This is a genomic window from Neobacillus sp. PS3-34 (assembly GCF_030915465.1).
Lineage (GTDB): Bacteria > Bacillota > Bacilli > Bacillales > Cytobacillaceae > Neobacillus_A.
This window is the reverse complement of record NZ_CP133267.1, coordinates 2,672,169-2,690,458: the sequence shown is the minus strand read 5'-3', so window position 1 is coordinate 2,690,458 and position 18,290 is coordinate 2,672,169. Positions and strand designations below refer to the sequence as shown.

17 protein-coding genes are annotated in these 18,290 nt (G+C 36.2%); 4 read left to right on the top strand and 13 right to left on the bottom strand.

Features of this window, described 5'->3' with window-relative positions; translation table 11 throughout:
- Nucleotides 1-63: 63 nt before the first annotated feature.
- On the bottom strand, nt 64-4,188 hold the full coding sequence (locus RCG23_RS13865) for a hypothetical protein (protein ID WP_308176176.1): 4,125 nt from the start codon (nt 4,186-4,188) through the stop codon (nt 64-66).
- A 483-nt stretch (nt 4,189-4,671) separates the two neighbouring features.
- Between RCG23_RS13865 and RCG23_RS13860 the strand changes: the two genes are divergently transcribed.
- Both RCG23_RS13860 and RCG23_RS13855 read left to right on the top strand, forming a co-directional pair.
- Entirely contained in the window at nt 4,672-5,916 is a 1,245-nt protein-coding gene (locus RCG23_RS13860; RefSeq protein ID WP_308176175.1) for a S41 family peptidase, read from the top strand.
- A gap of 17 nt (nt 5,917-5,933) precedes the next feature.
- Nucleotides 5,934-6,287, top strand: coding sequence for a hypothetical protein (locus RCG23_RS13855; RefSeq protein ID WP_308176174.1), 354 nt, complete (start codon nt 5,934-5,936; stop codon nt 6,285-6,287).
- Between the two features lie 59 nt (nt 6,288-6,346).
- Here the strand turns inward: RCG23_RS13855 and RCG23_RS13850 are convergent, their stop codons facing one another.
- From RCG23_RS13850 to RCG23_RS13835, 3 genes are all read right to left on the bottom strand, one after another.
- On the bottom strand, nt 6,347-7,573 hold the full coding sequence (locus RCG23_RS13850; protein WP_308176173.1) for a transglycosylase SLT domain-containing protein: 1,227 nt from the start codon (nt 7,571-7,573) through the stop codon (nt 6,347-6,349).
- Between the two features lie 306 nt (nt 7,574-7,879).
- Nucleotides 7,880-8,146: a hydrolase gene (locus RCG23_RS13845; RefSeq protein ID WP_308176172.1), complete on the bottom strand. Its 267-nt coding sequence runs from the start codon at nt 8,144-8,146 to the stop codon at nt 7,880-7,882.
- Between the two features lie 564 nt (nt 8,147-8,710).
- The gene (locus tag RCG23_RS13835) at nt 8,711-9,256 is read right to left on the bottom strand and encodes a hypothetical protein (protein ID WP_308176171.1); all 546 of its coding nucleotides are present in this window, start codon (nt 9,254-9,256) and stop codon (nt 8,711-8,713) included.
- A gap of 428 nt (nt 9,257-9,684) precedes the next feature.
- Here RCG23_RS13835 and RCG23_RS13830 point away from each other — a divergent pair, with 428 nt between their 5' ends.
- Nucleotides 9,685-9,840, top strand: coding sequence for a hypothetical protein (locus RCG23_RS13830; protein ID WP_308176170.1), 156 nt, complete (start codon nt 9,685-9,687; stop codon nt 9,838-9,840).
- Between the two features lie 225 nt (nt 9,841-10,065).
- Here RCG23_RS13830 and RCG23_RS13825 read toward each other — a convergent pair whose 3' ends face one another.
- Nucleotides 10,066-10,413, bottom strand: a complete 348-nt coding sequence (locus RCG23_RS13825; protein ID WP_308176169.1) for a VOC family protein — start codon at nt 10,411-10,413, stop codon at nt 10,066-10,068.
- 82 nt (nt 10,414-10,495) lie between these two features.
- Complete coding sequence (locus RCG23_RS13820) at nt 10,496-10,816, bottom strand: putative quinol monooxygenase (RefSeq protein ID WP_308176168.1); 321 nt, start codon at nt 10,814-10,816, stop codon at nt 10,496-10,498.
- 522 nt (nt 10,817-11,338) lie between these two features.
- On the opposite strand from RCG23_RS13820, the gene RCG23_RS13815 reads away from it, so the two are divergent.
- A complete protein-coding gene (locus tag RCG23_RS13815) occupies nt 11,339-11,596 on the top strand; it encodes a hypothetical protein (protein WP_308176167.1) in 258 nt (85 codons plus the stop codon).
- A 220-nt stretch (nt 11,597-11,816) separates the two neighbouring features.
- On the opposite strand, the gene RCG23_RS13810 is transcribed toward RCG23_RS13815, so the two are convergent.
- From RCG23_RS13810 to RCG23_RS13780, 7 genes are all read right to left on the bottom strand, one after another.
- Complete coding sequence (locus RCG23_RS13810; RefSeq protein ID WP_308176166.1) at nt 11,817-12,245, bottom strand: hypothetical protein; 429 nt, start codon at nt 12,243-12,245, stop codon at nt 11,817-11,819.
- Between the two features lie 622 nt (nt 12,246-12,867).
- Nucleotides 12,868-13,335: a CBO0543 family protein gene (locus RCG23_RS13805; RefSeq protein ID WP_308176165.1), complete on the bottom strand. Its 468-nt coding sequence runs from the start codon at nt 13,333-13,335 to the stop codon at nt 12,868-12,870.
- Nucleotides 13,332-13,820 (bottom strand): CBO0543 family protein, encoded by a 489-nt coding sequence (locus RCG23_RS13800; RefSeq protein WP_308176164.1) that lies wholly within the window; start codon nt 13,818-13,820, stop codon nt 13,332-13,334. Before RCG23_RS13800 ends, RCG23_RS13805 begins: the two co-directional genes overlap by 4 nt.
- 237 nt (nt 13,821-14,057) lie before the next feature.
- Nucleotides 14,058-14,507: a hypothetical protein gene (locus RCG23_RS13795; protein WP_308176163.1), complete on the bottom strand. Its 450-nt coding sequence runs from the start codon at nt 14,505-14,507 to the stop codon at nt 14,058-14,060.
- Nucleotides 14,508-14,780: 273 nt separating this feature from the next.
- Nucleotides 14,781-16,031, bottom strand: coding sequence for an ATP-binding protein (locus tag RCG23_RS13790; RefSeq protein WP_374049757.1), 1,251 nt, complete (start codon nt 16,029-16,031; stop codon nt 14,781-14,783).
- Between the two features lie 430 nt (nt 16,032-16,461).
- Nucleotides 16,462-16,644, bottom strand: a complete 183-nt coding sequence (locus RCG23_RS13785; RefSeq protein ID WP_308176161.1) for a DUF4926 domain-containing protein — start codon at nt 16,642-16,644, stop codon at nt 16,462-16,464.
- Between the two features lie 565 nt (nt 16,645-17,209).
- On the bottom strand, nt 17,210-17,776 hold the full coding sequence (locus RCG23_RS13780) for a DUF4256 domain-containing protein (RefSeq protein WP_308176160.1): 567 nt from the start codon (nt 17,774-17,776) through the stop codon (nt 17,210-17,212).
- Nucleotides 17,777-18,290 lie beyond the last annotated feature (514 nt).

Sequence of the window (18,290 nt, the reverse complement as noted above, 5' to 3'; positions counted from 1 at the left end):
CATTTAATCAAACGTTTGATTAACTATTTTTCGGCAATCTTCGGGGCGTGAAGGGTACCCAATTTACCCACCAATCGTAATCGTAGTGGTATATGATTGAATCGCAATTGGCGAATCTAACGCTTCAAAAGTAAGCTCTGCCTGGCCGGAAATGATTTCTCCATTTGTAATATCGCTAATCGATAGTTGGCTAAATGAGAAAACATTTACGTCCTTCGTAAATACTCTGCCATCAGTTGTTCTGAGTGTTACTCTTCCTTTTAAAGGACCTCCTGAATTAGGATTTGTGGTGCTGCTTAATTTGTCCAGATATTGCAGACTTTGGCCACTCGCATTTTTAATGTCAGTATTTAAATAATTTAACAACGGGCTATTCATATTTACAGTTTTGTTATCAGCATATGGAACATCCCAATCAACCATAATACCAAGCTGGTCATCAACAGTTATCGTTGTGTCCCCCTGAAGGTCAATAGCATTCGGGAAAAATGAGATTCTCCAGCTTTCTTGATTTTTATTAATCTTATAAGTTGGAGCGATCGTTCCATAAAATCCTTTTGTCAAGGAAACAGTTGTTACACCTTCCGCCACATTGGCTGAAGTAATCGGATTATAGTTACTTCCCAGAGAATACAATGGAGCCACATCTGACAAGGTGTAGGTCACATCCGTGTTATGTGTGGATAAAATAAAATTAACTCTTGCCACATCATTTTCTGAGAAACTTACATTATGATTTGTGTCAGAGACAATAAAGTTGTCCTTGAACAGACTGTAGGACATGTCTGATCTTTGGGCAAGGTATTGAATATTGTAAGTACCAACAGGAACCTTCGTTCCATTGGAAACCCACGCCCTAACGATTCCACCATTCTCATTTTTCATATTCAGATAAACGGAATCAGAAGGATTTGATTCACTTACTCCATTTGGCAGCGATACTTGCAATGGAACATAGGTATTATCTACTTGTATGGAGAAAGCATTTCTACTTTGCAGGTCTGCAAGGGTAAATTTTTTAATAAATAAATATCCATTAGTATTAATCAAGGCATAAAAAGTGGTTGCCTGTGTTTGACTAGTATTTGTTAAATTGACGCTTAATCCATTCTCATTTAAAGAAGAGTCTGTGATAAAGTTCGTAAAAATGAAATTTGGGGAAGTCCCATTAAACCCAATCACTGCTACGTGTGCAAATGAACTCGTAAATTGCCCTCCCTGGATTAAGAAGGAGACGGTTTGTCCCTGCTGTTGCTGCTGTTGGATAAGCTCTTGAATCCGCTGCTCTGCCGCTGCCAACCGACTGTAATTTGCTAATGCAGAAATTTGCTGCTGTGTGGCTCCAAGTTGAATGGCATGAGTAATTACCCCGTTTATCCTATCAACATCACTTCTTAACCTATCTAATCCCGACAAGTCAACCGTAGATGGATCTGCTGGCAGAAGGGCTAATAATCTGCCGATCTCTACCATATCTGCTGTATATGGAGGACTTGTCACCTTAATCGTTGCCAAAATGCCTCCCAGTACTTTATTGTGTGTGTCTTTAACAGCTCCACTCACAAAATGGACATCTACTTTGTCACCATCGGCAAAGGTTGTTTCAGGAATGGTTAAAGTCAATGCTGTTTTGTTCTGATTCCACTGCATGCTTTGTACATGTATCGTTGTCCGGGTTTCACCGCTAATTTGCGTAACTTCTGAATTAGCAAAAAGATCGGCAACGTTTGTGATTGCTTTTGTACCTTCGCTTAAAGTACCTCCAAGGAAAACTAATAACTTTGTTGAGGTTGCCTGGTTATAAGGCACTCTCACATTCCCGCTTAGGGTAAAATAATCCGGTACATCAATTGTTAGATTGCTGCCTGGGTGATTGCCGCTCAGGTCATAGATGTTTTCCTTTGAAATTGTGAAGGTACTGCTGAAGTTAAGTGGAACATCATCCAGAGTTTGAATCGTTACAGCTACTGTATTTCCTCCTACCCATTCGGCGGTAACGCCTGTTCCAAAAAGATCCGTCCGCTGTTCAAGTTCATGCTCAACAGCCGTCTTCGATTGTTCATTCAAATCCTCACTAAAGGTAAAATTAACCTGGTCATATCGGTTGAATACTCCATTAGCGTCTAAATCAACAGCATTAACTTCTGTGATAGACGGTGGCGTTACATCTTGATTTGCAGGTGCCGCAACCGGTCCAACCCCCGCACTTATAACTTCCGTCCCTGCTGCCGTACCAGTTGAAGCTTTAGGCGTAACCCCAAAGAATAAATATTTGCCAACATCATCAGAAGTTAGCGTATAGGTATTGCCAGTTGCCCCCTGGATCACCGTTTTATTTTGCCCATCGGCACGATCGGCACGGAACCAGCTAAACACCGTTCCGCTTTCCGGATCACTTTCTGCATCACTATAATGATAATTTCCTGTGAGTACTGCACCCACTGTTACGTTCCCGGAAATCGTCACGTTTGTTGCCACCGGTGCTGTTTGTGTAACAGGAGGCGGATTAGTCGTTCCCCCCGTCGACGGCGGTGTTGGTGTCACTACCGGCGGAGTTGTTTGTGCAGGCGGATTGTGTGTCACCTGTACCCCGGTTGAAAATTCAATCTTCCCGTTATTTTCAACACTTACTTCCTCTTTCACGGAACTATCTTTCTTCACTTCTTTGATTACTGTGTTTTCTGCTACTTTGACTTCTGCATTGGCATTTGCGATCGTAACGACCGTGTTTTTTAAGTCACCTTTTAACTGTATGCTTTGTCCTTTTTCAGCAGCTTCCAGGTTAACTGCCTGGACGTTTGCCCCTGCTTCAGCTTCAAGTATTGCAGACGTTTTCACTTCGACTTCTTTTACCACAGCATCCTTGGCCACTTTTACAGTCGAGCCCTCGCCTGTTACTGAAACAGTAGATTCAGAGAAATCTCCTTTTAATAAAACACCATTGGAATTCCCGGAAACGTTGGAAGCAAGTTCAACATTGCCAAACGCTCCTTTTGACTGTGACTCCAGATTGATGGTACCACTGGCTCCAGCTGTCTCCGTTACAGTAACCTTTTTAATGGCTGTGCCCTGTCCGGCAATAACATTGGCGCCGTTTGTATCATTGATCTTCAATTCCTCAGCGCTAACATGATCCTGATGAAGGCTGTGGTCAGCAACATCTTCAACAATAATAGACCCGCCAGCATTATTAACCTTGCTGACCTTCACGTTTTCTAAAAATACTGTCCCCGCTCCGGTTGAATCGCCTTTAATAATCAAGTTGCCTTCGATTTCTGCGTTTGCAAGTTTAATATATTGGCCTGCCCCTGCTACAATCACAACGGTTTTATTGATTTTTTGCAGCCCGGAAACTGTTCCGCCTGCGATGGTTGGATTTGTAGAATCCGTAGAATCAGCTTTAAAAACAGTAACGATATTTTCGTAATTCTTTTGCGACTCTTTATATGATGCTGTTAAAGTTTTTGAAATCGCTGACCCTTCAGGCAATTTTGCAGCAGCAAAGAGCTTCTCAAGGCGACTGGCATGGTAAATGGATTTTTCCACATTATTTTCTTTTAATGCAGCGTTGAAATCATCCAACGCTATTTTAATAGAAACCGGGTAAGCCGCTTTTTCTCGTACTTCCTTTGCACCTTTCACATAGTAGTTTAACAATTCTGTTCTCGTCGATTTTCCATATACTCTGCCAAAAATAATCGCGCTCTTTTGAATGTCGCGTGAAAGCTGGTGATAAGCTGCTTCTACAGAATCATCCACCAATCCTTTTGAAAGATTCTCTGAAAGCTTCGTGCTTGCAGCGACTAATCTTTTGCCTGTTGTTACGGCATCTATGTACTTGGCTGTCCGGTCCACATAAGAGCTCACATTTTGGTCCAAACGCGTTTGCAGCAGCACTTTATTACTGCCCTTCACATGATTGACAGCCTGTTTCGCTTCCTGAAGAGCCTGTTTGGTCTGATTGAACAATGCGATATTTGGATATTCAAAAACAGCTGATTTCCTATACTCGTAAGAAATTTGCCATTTCAATGCACCAGCCAACTTTTCTGCCTTTAATACCAAATCCCCGGCATTCGTACTCGCCTCAGACTGAAAAGGATTAGCAGTAACCACGGCAGAAACAGCCATTGTCGATGCAAGTAAATATTTGCTAGCTTTCTTTAAACTCTTCCTTCTCTTCCCCATTTAGCAGTCCCCACTCTTAAATTAGTATTTATTAACTAATTTTGGATAAATATGTAACTATTTGAATTTTCACATTTATATATCTAACAGTCAAGTATTTTACAATACTTATTTCTTATTAAATGGAAAAATTTTCACAAAAATATAATCCTTATGCAGGGGGATACTGTGCGAAATGCTCAAAAAGCACAAAAAAACTGGATAGGACTTTTATAAGTGTCCTGATCCGGGGGAGCGGTTGATAAAACTTTGGAATCGGTTGATAAACTTCCTATAGCGGTTGATAAAACTCCAAATCCGGTTGATAATTCCCCAGATCCAGTTGATAAACCCCAAATCCGATTAAGAACCCCCAATCTGCACTACTTCACCATACATTTAACAGATTCTAATCTAACTTTAATCGGCTCCCAATCTACCACATTTACTTTCCCACTAAATTGAATTATAACTAGTATATGCCACAATCTATTAGGGGGAAAAATGAAGTTTATTTCTTATCTTTTCGCATTACTTTTGCTATTGACTCCTTTACCTGCAGCTGCAGCTGCTGACACCACAACAACGGCCAGTTCTCAAAATCCGTCTGCTGTACAGGATTCTAGTATTCTTCAAGAAATTAAAAATAAATTAAAAGAAAATTACTATAAGCCATTAACGGATAGTAGTTTAAATGCAACAACAATTGATGAACTTATAGCTTCTTTGAATGACCCTTACACTGAATATATGAATCCCGATGAGTTTAAAAGTTTCATGAGTGCGATCGATCAGAATTTCGTTGGATTGGGCATAGGAATAGAGAAAGCCAAGGATGGAGTACTTATCACCACTGTTTATAAAAATACCCCTGCTTCCAGAATGGGACTGCAAAACGGTGACATCATCATTAAGGTGGATAGCCATGATATTAGCAATTCTCCAATGGAAGAAGTCCAATCGTATATGCTTGGGAAAGAAAACACCAAGGTCACCCTAACTGTGAGACGGGGGAATAAAGAACTTACATTAACAGGAACAAGGGCAACCATCCATCTTCCTCTGGTAGAAGGTAAATTATTGGATGGATCCGTCGGTTATATCAGCATCTCTTCCTTTGGCACCGATACCTATAAGGAATTCGTTGAAAACTTAACAAGTTTAAAGAATCAGCATGCGAAGAAGTGGATCATTGACCTCCGTGGTAATGGCGGAGGCCAGGTAGTAGCCTCTCTTCAAATCATGGAACACTTCATCAAGGCAACCGATAAACCTGTTATAAAATTTGTATACGGCAATGGTGATGTAGACCAAATTGGAAGCGGCGGCAGTGACCTTCATCTTGATTCAGCCATTGTCCTGACGGATGAATATACTGCAAGTGCATCAGAAATTCTCGCTTACACATTAAAAAACAATCATGCCGCTCTTCTTATGGGTAGAAAAACCTATGGAAAAGGCGTCATGCAGGAAGCGGACACTTTGTCAGACGGCAGTTATTTAAAATACACGATTGCAGAAATCAAGTCCGCAAACAATGTAAGCTATAATAAAATTGGGATTCAGCCAAATATTGATTTGAAAGATATAGCAATGGCTTCCAAACAACATACAGATCAATGGCTAACAATTGCCCGTCTATATCAGCAGGGCAAAACTGGCCCCCTGTCGCAAACGACATCCGAATTAATTTTGCAAATAATCAAAAGCTCGTCATTTCTAACTATTCAGCTTTATCATCAGAATTAAAGCAGGAAGTGAAAGACTTGGCAGCTTTAAACAAAGTTCAGGTCCTAACAAAATCAGGCTGGGCTGCGGTAACTACTAAAAATTTACCGGCAACCGAATTATATGGCGTGGGTGGAGGCTATTATGTACTGAAGTCAAACACCGTTAAGTACATGACTCCAACGAAACAAAAACTGGCCGAATTGCAAAAAGCAAAGCAGGTTGCCTGGGGCAAAACTCTTTTAAAAAGAGGGCAAATTGGAAAAATCACTGTCTTAACAAATACGCCGTTATATAAGATCAGCTCAAATGGTGCCGACCTCATCCCTCAACCAAGAACATTAAAAAAGGGCGAAGAACTTCGGATCTATACGTACAAAAAAGGGGCTTGACTCAAACAGAGTTCCTACTAAATAAAGGGAGTGCCTTTGATGGCACTCCCTTTTGCTATTTAATAATAATTCGCTATACATTTAACCGCATCTAATTTAGATTTGCTTGGTGTTTCATACTTCACTTTCTCATCGCGGTTCACATACAAGCCTCCGCCTACACTGAGCATTCCAGGTTTAAATGCATATATCCGGTAGAGGGGATCACCTTTTTTCAACATGCGAACAAAAGTACCATCCAATTTAAATAACGGTGTATTTTGAAGGACCGTTAATCTGCCGAGTTGCCCCGGTACAAGCTTGTCGCGATCCCAAGGGATTATTTCGCCTTTATGATACTGCAAACATGGCGTGCAAACAGGAGCAGTAATATAGGAAGAGGAGATATACCCCACCTTTTTATCCCCAGACATAACAGGGTACCAGACAAACTGATTTTGACTGTCAGAGGATTGGTCATAAACAAAATTCCCGGTAATCGTTAAAGCCGAAAATTTCCCTAACAATTTAACACTCTGGGAAGTACCAGGCTGTGCCCGAAGATTTGCGTTATCTATCGTAGTAGCAACCTTAACCCCCTTATTATAATAATAATTGGATGGATGCAGTTTTTCAGAAAGTGTATATACCCGCGTCGTAAATTCGATGTTGGCGTCACTATTTGAATCATATTTAAAGTCTGTTGTTTTAAAAGGGAATTTCGCCAATTTTGTATCGCCTAGGAAACTATTTTCTTCAATATACTTAAACACCTTTTCCTGGTAGGCATCAGGGTTGGGTTTCCCAGTGTCTTTAAAAAGAGGGCTGTTCACAGGCTTTGTCCCGTTGTACGCCATGACAGCAAAGTACCAATTTTCAATATCCTGCCGCCTCGCACCTTTTATCTTTGGGAGATTCCCCTGGTCGTACTTACTGGAAAGAATCTTCGCCCCTGATTCAATGTTATATAAGATATCTGTTTTCAATTTTTCTTCATCATAGCCTGGGTAATTCGTAATTTGCATTACACCAATTCCACTGTCATCGGATATACTTGGCGAACCATCTGCATTAAATTGCTTCCATCCATTTTCCTGCCACGCCACTGCCTTTACTACTTCAGGAGGAATGTTTGCTTCCAAAGCCGCATTTGTCAGCAAACAATTTAATTGTTGAAAGCTGGGATTTTGATTTTGAGTCACTTTTCCACACTTCGAAACCAAATCTGACTCCGCAGAAGCATGTCCATGTCCCAATCCTAGAGATAAGAAGGTTAATAATCCCACTGTTAGTAAAATTTTTCTCATTTACTCACTGCTCCAATCTATCATCTTTAATCTACTTAAATTTTATCATATTAAAATAGCAGAATATCAAATGTAATGTTTTTGTAAAAATTTAGTGGACAGGAGTTATGGATAATAGCGTGTAGGAAATAGAACAAGTCCAACGAAGGCCCCGTGCTAGTCAGGAGGTCCATATTTACTTGTAAAAAAGAAATAAAGCATCTACCTAAAGAAAGGGTAGATGCTTGGTGTTTTTGTAAACCAACAAATATAAGGCATTTAAAAGAGAGGGATTCTAAAGCATGTTAGAATCCCCCTCCATATCATTTAATCAGCTTCGAATCCAATAGCTTGGACAAACTGACAATCAACAACGATAAGTTGTCCTCCTTCTCTCTCTGAATTGAAGAAAGCACAGCAATTTTTTTCATCAAAATTTACAAAAACGAGATCTTCAAGGATAGTTCCACCTGATAAAAATAAATCTACTTCTGTATTTGTAGATAATTTTCTAAATTGATCACATGCGCATCCTTTGCAACGATGTTTACTTTCACTTTTCTTTCTACAATCTTCACATTCTTCGCGTCTCATTCCCTACACCTCTCCTTTTTTAAAATTAAAATACACTTACAGTTTATTTTGATTTTGAAAAAAGGATTGGACAAACCTCTCACCAAAATTAAAAATCTTATCTAATTTACAGTCTATTTTTTTGTTATCAATGTCCTTTTAATCGCACTGCGATTAGATAGGACAATAGTGTGCAATTAACGATCATATTCCCACAAAAAATAAAACTCAAAACCGCTCAGAGTAATCTCTGAGCGTTTCAAATTTTATTGAATAATTTTAGGTTTAGCAGTAATAATAGGAATTGTTTTTCTAGCTGTACAAAGGGTGCCTCCAGAATAGTATGATGTAGATTATGGCGCTAGTTCAGCGCAAACCCATTAAAAATTTTTATTGCGGTTACGAGACATCAACAAGGAAAATTGTTTGGCATGAAAAAGCGGCGTATACGGCATGTCGTTTCGAAGCCAAGCAACGATAGTACCGAACAAAGCTGAAGAACCGTACCATAGCGCTATGTCCTTTTGTGAGGTATACATCAATTAACAAAGGATAATTTTCTAAACTTCCAACACCTTTTCCGACTTACTTATTTATTAATAGAAATTCCTTATAGTCTTCTAACCTGATCCTTTCAATCCAAGCATTATTGATATTTTTTTCGATTAAATCCATACTTTTTTTAGGGGAAAGGAGATTGATTAACTTAGGACCAAAAGCGATGACATTATCGCAAATTTGCTCCAAATAATTCCGTAGGTCTTGTGAATTCTCAATATCTGTCTCTCCGTAGTAAATATAATCACATACTTTTTGATTGTAACGTGTTGTAGAAATCGTAAATAAATTAGATTCATTGAACTCCATCATAGAAAATTGAAAAGGATAATCCATTGGGTTGGTAAGATATAGGTTTTGGATACTTAAGTTAAGATAATCTCTTACAAAGGTATGCCTTACACCAAATATTATTTCAACACCTTTATCTCCTCTAAAAGTGTTCCTTAATAGTACTGCCATTGTTGTTCCTCTCTGCAAAAACATACTTTTACCTTTCTTAAAATAACCCTGTTCCTGGAGCCTTTTTGTAATTATTTCATCGTAAAGTATATTGAATTCATTTGCGTTCATTTGTATAAACTCCCAACGTATTAATATACCTTCAGTACATATGTATACTTTTTTAGCGAATATCATTATTTAAAGTAATGATTTTAATAGGATTTCTCTATTTCTTTTCCATTCTCCTTTATCTTTTCCCACAAGGAAATGAACTCTATAAGTTTATTTTTATGTATTAACATGTCGTGTTAACGACTTCAAGATACTCTTAATCACATCATTTACATCATCAAGATCAGAACAATTTTTATGCTGAATCATCTATTCCTTCTTTCCTAATCTACCCCTTAGTTGAAGTATAAGACTTCCCCATGATTTATTCTAAGAAAGCTCCTGTTAACTGAAATTGTTATTTAAAGAATATGTTCCATAAAATTTGTCCATAGTGTTGATACTGCAACGAATTGCAGTTAAACCAAAAAACATAGGAGCCAGCCATGCCTAAAGAAAAGAAACCCTTGTTGTCGGATAAATTTTTAACAGAGCTAGCTGAAGAAATCAATGTACAATACGGTCTTGATGAACTGCTAACTCAAAAGGATTTCGATGCTGAAGAGACGCATTCAAAAAGTTCCCGAAAAGGTGATGAATGAGCAGGTCAATTGGATAAGTAAATAGCATTAGAAAAACTTGGCATCTGCCAGATACTTAGGCGAATGCCCTAGTTTTTCTTATGCGTTCAGATTTTATGGATATAAATTCTGATTAGCCAAAAAACGCCAGATATTTTTTATCTGGCGTTTTTTTATATCCATAGTATATAGGATGCTTATTCAATTAAAGCATCCGTTAGCTTAATAGCAAATGATTACAACCCGCTATTTCTCCCAAAGCTCGATCAGTCGACCTTCAGGATCTTTAATCCAAATAAACTTTCCAAATTCACTAATCTCTTTTTTCTTTGCAAGAGGTACACCGATATGTTCAAGATGCTTAATAGTTTCGTTTAGATTATGTACTTGGAAATTTAACATCACTTGTTGTTCTGTTGGAAAATAATTGTCATTCTCCGTAAAGAAAGAAAAGATAGTCTCATTTCCTAATTGGGGTTTAATCACAGTACCATTCCAATTTTCTATTTCAATCTTCAACACTTCACTGTACCATTTTTTTATAACATCAAGATTCTTAGTTCTCCAAAATATTCCTCCGAAACCTTTTATCATCGTATCTAACTCCTGTCTGTTTTTAAATTTTTAGTTTTTCGATTATTGTTAAGTTCCTTCTTGAAGGAGCGCAGCCGTTAGCTTAATAATAATTCGATGAAATGCCCTTCCCACCCCTTGTTTTTAGGGTGCTGATTCTCTCCATTCCAGTAATGATTGGTTTTGCACGGCTTATTAAAGTTTGTGTAGCTTCAAGAGTTAGAGAGGCTTGATGGGCATTTTCATTACTCCACACTTCATAAACATAAACACAATTTGGTTCACTTTTAGAAATATTTACGAGATATATCTCGCATTCATCAAGATTCTTCATTGATTCTGCTGCTTCCAACAAAATATCTACCATTGTGTCACGTTCGCCTTCTTGTACCGTAAACTTGCCAAACAAACTGAATTTGCTCATTAAGGTCCTCCTTAATTTTGTGACCTGTTAATTGTTTCTACATCCGACCTCCGTTATCCTATTATTTCCATGAATAAAAACTAATAAAGCTTCTTTAATTATACTGCCCATTACTTGAATAAGAAAAAGGCTTTACTTCTTCTTGAAGTAAAGCACTCGTACATATACCGTATATCTTTCTGAGTACACCGAATAATTCACGTTTAAATTCTGCTGCCCGGGAACTATATTCCAAATATGAAGGCGTTCCATTTAATGAGGATACTTTACACCCTCTAAGCGGCCAGACATTTGGTGAGTATATGAATCAAAATATATAGCTGAAAAGGATGGGATTACAAAATCTACTGTAAATGATACCCTTAAAGGGTGGTGGAATGATTGGCTCGCAAACAGTTATTCTTCTTACGCAAAAAATTGCTTAAAACAAAATTCTATTAATTATTAAGTTTATGGATGCTGACGATTTTTGATTTTATATTTCGTCAGCATTTTTACAATTTTAATAGGGGGTGAATTGACTTGAATAAAAGAATATTCCTTATTTTGCTCATTACGATTTTATTACCATTTCTAGTCTCATGTAATGGCTCAAAAATAGTTGAGAAGGACTATGAAACTATCACCCTCTATAAAATGGTTGATAATCAAAAAGACAAAGTTTCTGAACTCAAGGATAAAAAGAAAATTAACCAGTTATCTGATTTAATAAATGAAAGTTATAAAAAAGATGCAAACAAAATACACTTCGAAAGAGGGCGATGGAATACTTGTCTTTGAAAAAAAAGATAGGAAGAACGAGGTTGAAATTTTTATAGATACAGGAAATATTTTAACCAAGCAATACTATGTAGTCAGTAATATTGATATTAAAAAATATTTTAATGACTAATCTTTGTATTTATCAGTTTTAACCTTTTACCGCTTTTTAAAAAGGTAAAACTGCAAATGACATACATAATGGCACGGTTTTTGACCGTGCCAATACGATATAAATTAATTATTGAGAAGTGTCCTGTTTCATTAATAGATCGTTTACCTCCGAAACAAAGTCGTAGAATGTTCCTTCCTTTATTATATCGTAGCCAAAACCTTCGCTGTCCTTCCTGATTATCGTTTGAACTATATCACCGAAACCAATAGTTACCCAATACTTATGCTGAAAAATCATCTTTTCCCAGGTAGTATTTACAAATTTACCAGTATCGTTTCGAACTTCAGCTGTGACTAACTTCCATTGAGCAGGATTAAAATCCAATAGATAGTCAATTATGTTACTTGGAATATTTCTTTCTTCTTTTCTCTGTTTATAATGCTTACCATTTAATTTCAAAGTTCTTGGTTGTAAAAATTTAAATTTCACTCTTTCAAAAAGTGAATGAGGGCCATATTCGACATGAAAACGAGAAGTTTGGAAACGAACACCCATTTAAAATACTCCTTGTACAAGTAATTTTTCTTAATCATACCATTTAAAAAAAGTAAAAAATTGTTTTGGTAAAATCTTTCTTTTTAAATAGGAAATCCAGTGAAGTTTGTTATAATGACACTTGATTCTTGGTCATGGTTCGATCGCAAAATCCCTGCTCTTATACAAAAAAAAACGCCACAACTGTAATTAAAGGGTTCTGTTTTGAGGTGCTTTTCTAAAAAAATGCACCGAAATGACAATCCTTTTGATATATTAAATGGCATATAAAAAAGCAAAACTCGCCCCAAAATGAAGTGAGTTTTCTTCATTATAAATTACTTGTTCTTATTCAACTCTTGCACCCGATAATTTAAGAAGAAATCTTTAAAGTTGGAAATCTAAATCATTTAAAGTCCCATTCAATATTTATCTGATTTTCTCCGCCAACTCTAAAATAATTCCCTCTGGACCACGAACGTAGCATAACTTATAAATTTTTTGAATCTCACCCGTTAGTTGAATAAAAAAAACAGCCATTGGCAGCTGGATCTTTTACTCTTGCACCCCTTAGTTCAACAGACCATCCTATTTATTGCACAATTTTTTCGTACTGTGTAGTAAGATTAATTTTTAAAAGACCCTAACTATCTATAGCTTTTTGAAACCAGAATATAAATTTCTTCAAAATATAAAAAATAATTAAATCTGCTAATACATGGATGCCCCAGTTCCAGTTGATAAATTGAAAAAGGTTACTATACTTTTCTGCTAAAGAAGAATAAGTTGGTATCACCATTGAGAAAAACAAATAATATAGTAGCACCTTTAGATTACTGGCTTGTTTGGGATAAAACAGGATAAACAAAACGCCAACTGTAGGAAATATTAAGTAATATAGTGAAAAACTCATATTTGTTGCAATCTTGAATTCCCTATAAGGAAATTCTACCAAGTCAAAGAAGACAAGGATAAATTCAAATAGCCATGCTAATGCTTGAGTAAGTAAAAAAGTTATTTGAGTCAATCGTGTCCTTCCTTTTGAGATGCTTAACAATGTCATAATGGAGATAACCCATGAAAAAGCTAAAATGAAAAATTCTTTGCTCATCTGGTATTCACCTTAATCAACTTTTGTTTATACCACAAATAGTATTTGTGGTTGATAAATAAAGAAATCATGACAGTAATTAATGTCCAATACCATGTCCACCCGTGATATTCCACAAGCCTTGTTGTTCTTTCAAGTAACACTTCAATAAGTGTAAAAAAACCTGCAAAACATACATAATAAATAATTGCCCTATACCCTCTAACATTCGGAAAATACAAACTAAAAATGATAGCTACAATAGGAAAAAGGAAAAACTCAAAAGTTAAGCTACTTCGGTTATATTGATTAACACCTTTTATCAATTGAACCGGATACTCAATCCATCCCATTTCTACTGCAAACAAACCAGCTGGCCAAGTAATAACCTGAAGAAATAAAAATAGGACCCAAGCTTCCCTTGCTTTATTTCTTGGTATTAATGTAAAAATTGCTAAGATAGAAATAGCGATAACTCCAATTAAAATCCATCTTTCAAGATTCATGAATTCATCCGCCCTCTTACTAAAGGAATATTATTAACCATATTCTTCCGCGGATTTCAAGAAAATATCACATTTGGTTTCGTAGCGCTTTTTAGGTCTTATACGACAAAAAAGACATTCATGCCTTATTGAACAAACCAGCATCGTTAGTGCAATAAGAAAGTAGCCACCAAGAATGGCAGCTGCGGATCTTCAACTCTTGCACCAGTTAGCACAATAAATCATTTATATTGATAACTAAAGTGTAATCTCCCAAAACTCCCGATCTTCCAACACCAGGTCATAGGGGTCTTTTATGTCTTTCCAGCGAATGTTTCGTTTTTTTGAAATTGACAGCTCTTCTTTACTACTCAAACAAGTAAAATACTCTACAATGCCACTAGCTTGAATGGCTTCTTCTAGATAAAAATATAGTATTGTTAAACACTTCTCTTCTTCCGCTGTTCCTTTTATTTCATATTTTAAAGGGATGTGATTAGAGTAAGCTGCTACTTGGTGATTAAAAGAGAAGTGGGGACTGTATGAAAATCTACGTTTTAATTTGCTATCGTAATTATTTTCGAAATATAGATGGGTGAAATCTAATTCATTTTTAAAGACATTCGGTTTTTTAGGAGACACGGATTTTGATCCAAACGAACCTTTAGGTAATCTCATAGGTGAAGCAAGATAAATGTATTGAGTCATAATTTAATTGATTTTCCTTTCGATACACCATTTAATAAACTATCTTGCCCCGTTTATTGAAGAAGAAAAGGAGATGCGGCAGCACCTCCCAATCTTTAACTCAAGCATCCTCTTGAGATCTAACTTTAGTTTAACTCCCGAACATTGTAATGGTACTTTTATTGCTATCTATCTTGATTTTCATAATATGCTTTATCCACTTATTTCTGATTGGTTCCTTTGGCCCGTATTTTTTCCGTTCTTTTTTTGATGTTTGGCATAGGCTCTCTCGCTTTAGGTTATCTGGGGTAAAAGAATAATAAATTCTGTCCCAATATCCTTTTCACTGTTCACTTGTATTTTACCTTTGAAAGAACGAACAATTTGAAAACTCACCATCGTTCCTAGTCCTGTCCCACTTTCCTTTAAGGAATAAAACGGAGCTCCAAGCCGATCAATTTGCTTTTTTGTCATACCAATTCCTTGGTCCTTAATGTTAATCTTTATATATCCATCATCTGTTGAAGTACATGTAATCCAAACAATTCCACCATTCGGCATAGATTCTATCGCATTTTTCATAATATTAATCAAAGCCTGGTTCAATTTTTGAGCATTAGCATAAATCCAACAGTTATCAAGAATATCAGGTTTAATCTCAACATTACGGTTCATGGTGTAACTTTGAAGGATATTTACTACACGTTGTACCTGATAACCTACATCGATTCTTTCGTTGTTATTTATTGAGGGTTTTCCAAAAGATAAAAAATCATTAATAATTTCATTAGCACGATCTAATTCTCCAATGGATAGTTGGATATATTCCTTCTTTTTATTAGGCAAATCAGGCTCGTTTAGAAGTTGCAGAAAGCCACGAGTAACTTGCATCGGATTTCTAATTTCATGAGCGAAAACACTTGTTAACTCACTTATTACTCGTAATTTCTCCGTATTTTCCAACTCTGATCGTAGCTGGTGAATCTCCCTGATCGTTTCATTTAAAATTATAAAGAACCAAGTAGCTATCACTGCAAAGATAAGATGAATAATCTGTACTTTAATATACTCAATGGAAAAGCCTCTTAAAATAACAAAAAAAGCAAGGCCAATAAGACAGTAGTAAAGGGAAAGACCCACGGCAATTTTAACCCTTTTATCTTTTTTCGAACGGGCGAACGATTTTTGAAAAAACAATATAACAGGCAGTGTTAATAATAAAGTAAGAACAGTATTATAAAATCCAATACTGATTCCAAAATAAAGTCGATAAAGTACGATAAGGGCTGATAGGAAGATGCCTGACCAAAATCCGCCGTATAAACTGCCAAATAACAGGGGAATAATTCTTAACTCCAAACGAGCATTTTGACCAAAACTCACTGGAAAGGACATGCAAAATAATATTGCTACTCCCCATAAAATGGACATTATTACGTTTCTGTTTTTATCACTCTTTACCCTCTCCGTAATAAATGTAAAGTAAATAAATATGGGTAATACTATAAGCGTTAGTTGTAGCAAAAAATCCTTTATTATACTCATCTTCGTTACCTTTCATATTCTCTTCAATATCATCATGTTCATTATGTTTATGACTGTTCCTTACAAACATCTATACGTTAAGAAAGAACCAAATTATATTAGTAATTATTCCACATTATTCTTAAAAGTCATCATAATTTGTCGACGTTTGTTTTTTCTTTAAAGTGCACTGTACATAAGGCCATTTGCAAGAAGTCTTTTAGAACAATACTGACCCGTTTCTTTAATAAGGAATTCACAAAAAAGGACTCTAATCCTTCCTGGCCAACAAACCGGAACCTGTCAGTTGAAAAATTTCTACAACTTTTTCAAACTAATAATTTCATCTTCCGCTATTTGATAATCCTCGTTGTCTTCATCAGTTAGAATATAGAAAAAAACCAATGTAACCCCTCCATTTGTGAGTACATTTCTTCAGACTCCCCGATAGTTAAACAACTTCCAGGTACTCAGCCGGTAAGGAGCCCAAGAAAAGTGTTTGCCCTTTACAATCTGATATTTCAACTTCAAAATGATAATCATCATAAACTTCTAGTATGTATCCTATTTGCCCAATAGAAATCCCCTCATCCGGAATGTCCTTTAAGATTCTTACTTGATCAAATTGCTTCAATAAATTCACTTCCTATCGATTAGAGTAGCAATAAACGCTATTGCATCTTACTAAGAAGATTATTTATATATAAACCAGCAATATTTGCTATAAACACAGAAGATATAAATGATAGAACTTTAAACCCAATTAAACCACTCTCACCAAACCTAAGATCTATACGCATATTATAAGGAAAAGGAGGATCAAAATAAGATTGGTCCTGTGTAATAAAAGGTATCGGAAAACCAAATTGAACGTGCTTTAATTCATTGTTACTATCTACCCTATCCTTTGTTATTAGGGGTGACACAATAACTAAGGTGTTTAAAATAAATAAAATTATGATTAACCTATTCCTTTTAAGCATACAATCCTCCTTTTTTCATATGTACGTCTTAAATGTTTCCGCATAGCAATTCTATGTAAATATATAAAATACCTCTTGGGTAAAGAAATCATATAAACAATCCTCACCCTTTACTTCCATAAGAAAAAGCCTTTCTCCTTCTTGAAGAAAAGCATCTGATAGTTGAAGAATCAGGAAACCCGTTCTCAAATTCAAAATTAGCTGTCTGTGCAAAATTTAGACCCTTAGCGAGCCACGGAAACCCCTTGCAGCATAGTAGGATTCTGCTCCATTGTGGTATACAAAGACAGTGTCGTAGCGACGATCACAAAAGATGGCCCCGCCTAGTTTTCTAATATTAGAAGGTGTTTGCACCCAGCTCGACGTCTTCATATCGAAATTTCCAAGTTTCTGTAGCTCTCGGTATTGTTCTTCCGTTAAAAGGTCAATGTCCATGGCAATTGCCATATCAATAGCGTTATTTTCTGGTTTATGATTTTTCCTTGACTCTAGCGCTTCACGGTCGTAACAAGTACTTCTGCGACCTTTAGGACTTTCCGCCGAACAATCATAAAAAATGTATTCGCCCGTTTTTTTATCCTGGCCAACAACATCCGGTTCACCGCCAGTTTCTTCCATTTCATTGAGCGACCATAGTTTTTCAGTATTAGCTTCGAGCTTAGCTTGTACTTTAGCCCATTCAAGACCTTTATGTCGGTTCATGTTTTTCTCAAAACGGGCTTTCAAGATTCTGAGTAGTTCTTCACGTTGTTCTAGTGACAACTCCTTATTTCTCTTTGTCATATTAGTTTCTCCTTTGTTTTTCTCATAATTGTATAAGGACTAAACTTCCCCATTAGCACAATAAAAGTCCTAACTAAGCAGTCCATTTGTTGTTGAGCTAACAAACCCGATAACATAAAAATAGGAACCTATTTTTCTAATTTCTTCTTTCTTATTTTACATTTGAAAACAAAAGTAAGATAACCAAGAGATAACAGTCCGATTACACCCATAATAATTGCGACAATGTCTGATAATGTTGAATTGAAATTAATAAAAATTTGCATTACGTTAAGACCTAAGAAAAAGAGTGCTATCCAATGTAAATATCTCGAAAAAAACTTTTTCATTTCATAATTTCTCCACGATAAGAATCTTAAATGTAATTATTCTCCTGTGGGTATTGTAAATCCTTCTTCAACTAAACTCCCTTTGGTTCATACTGTTGTTTTTCTAATAGGTTCCTGGTTTTAGACAATAGGAGCCTTGAAGGGGATTATTTTGTCTAATAAAACCTTTCTATTGGACAGAACGA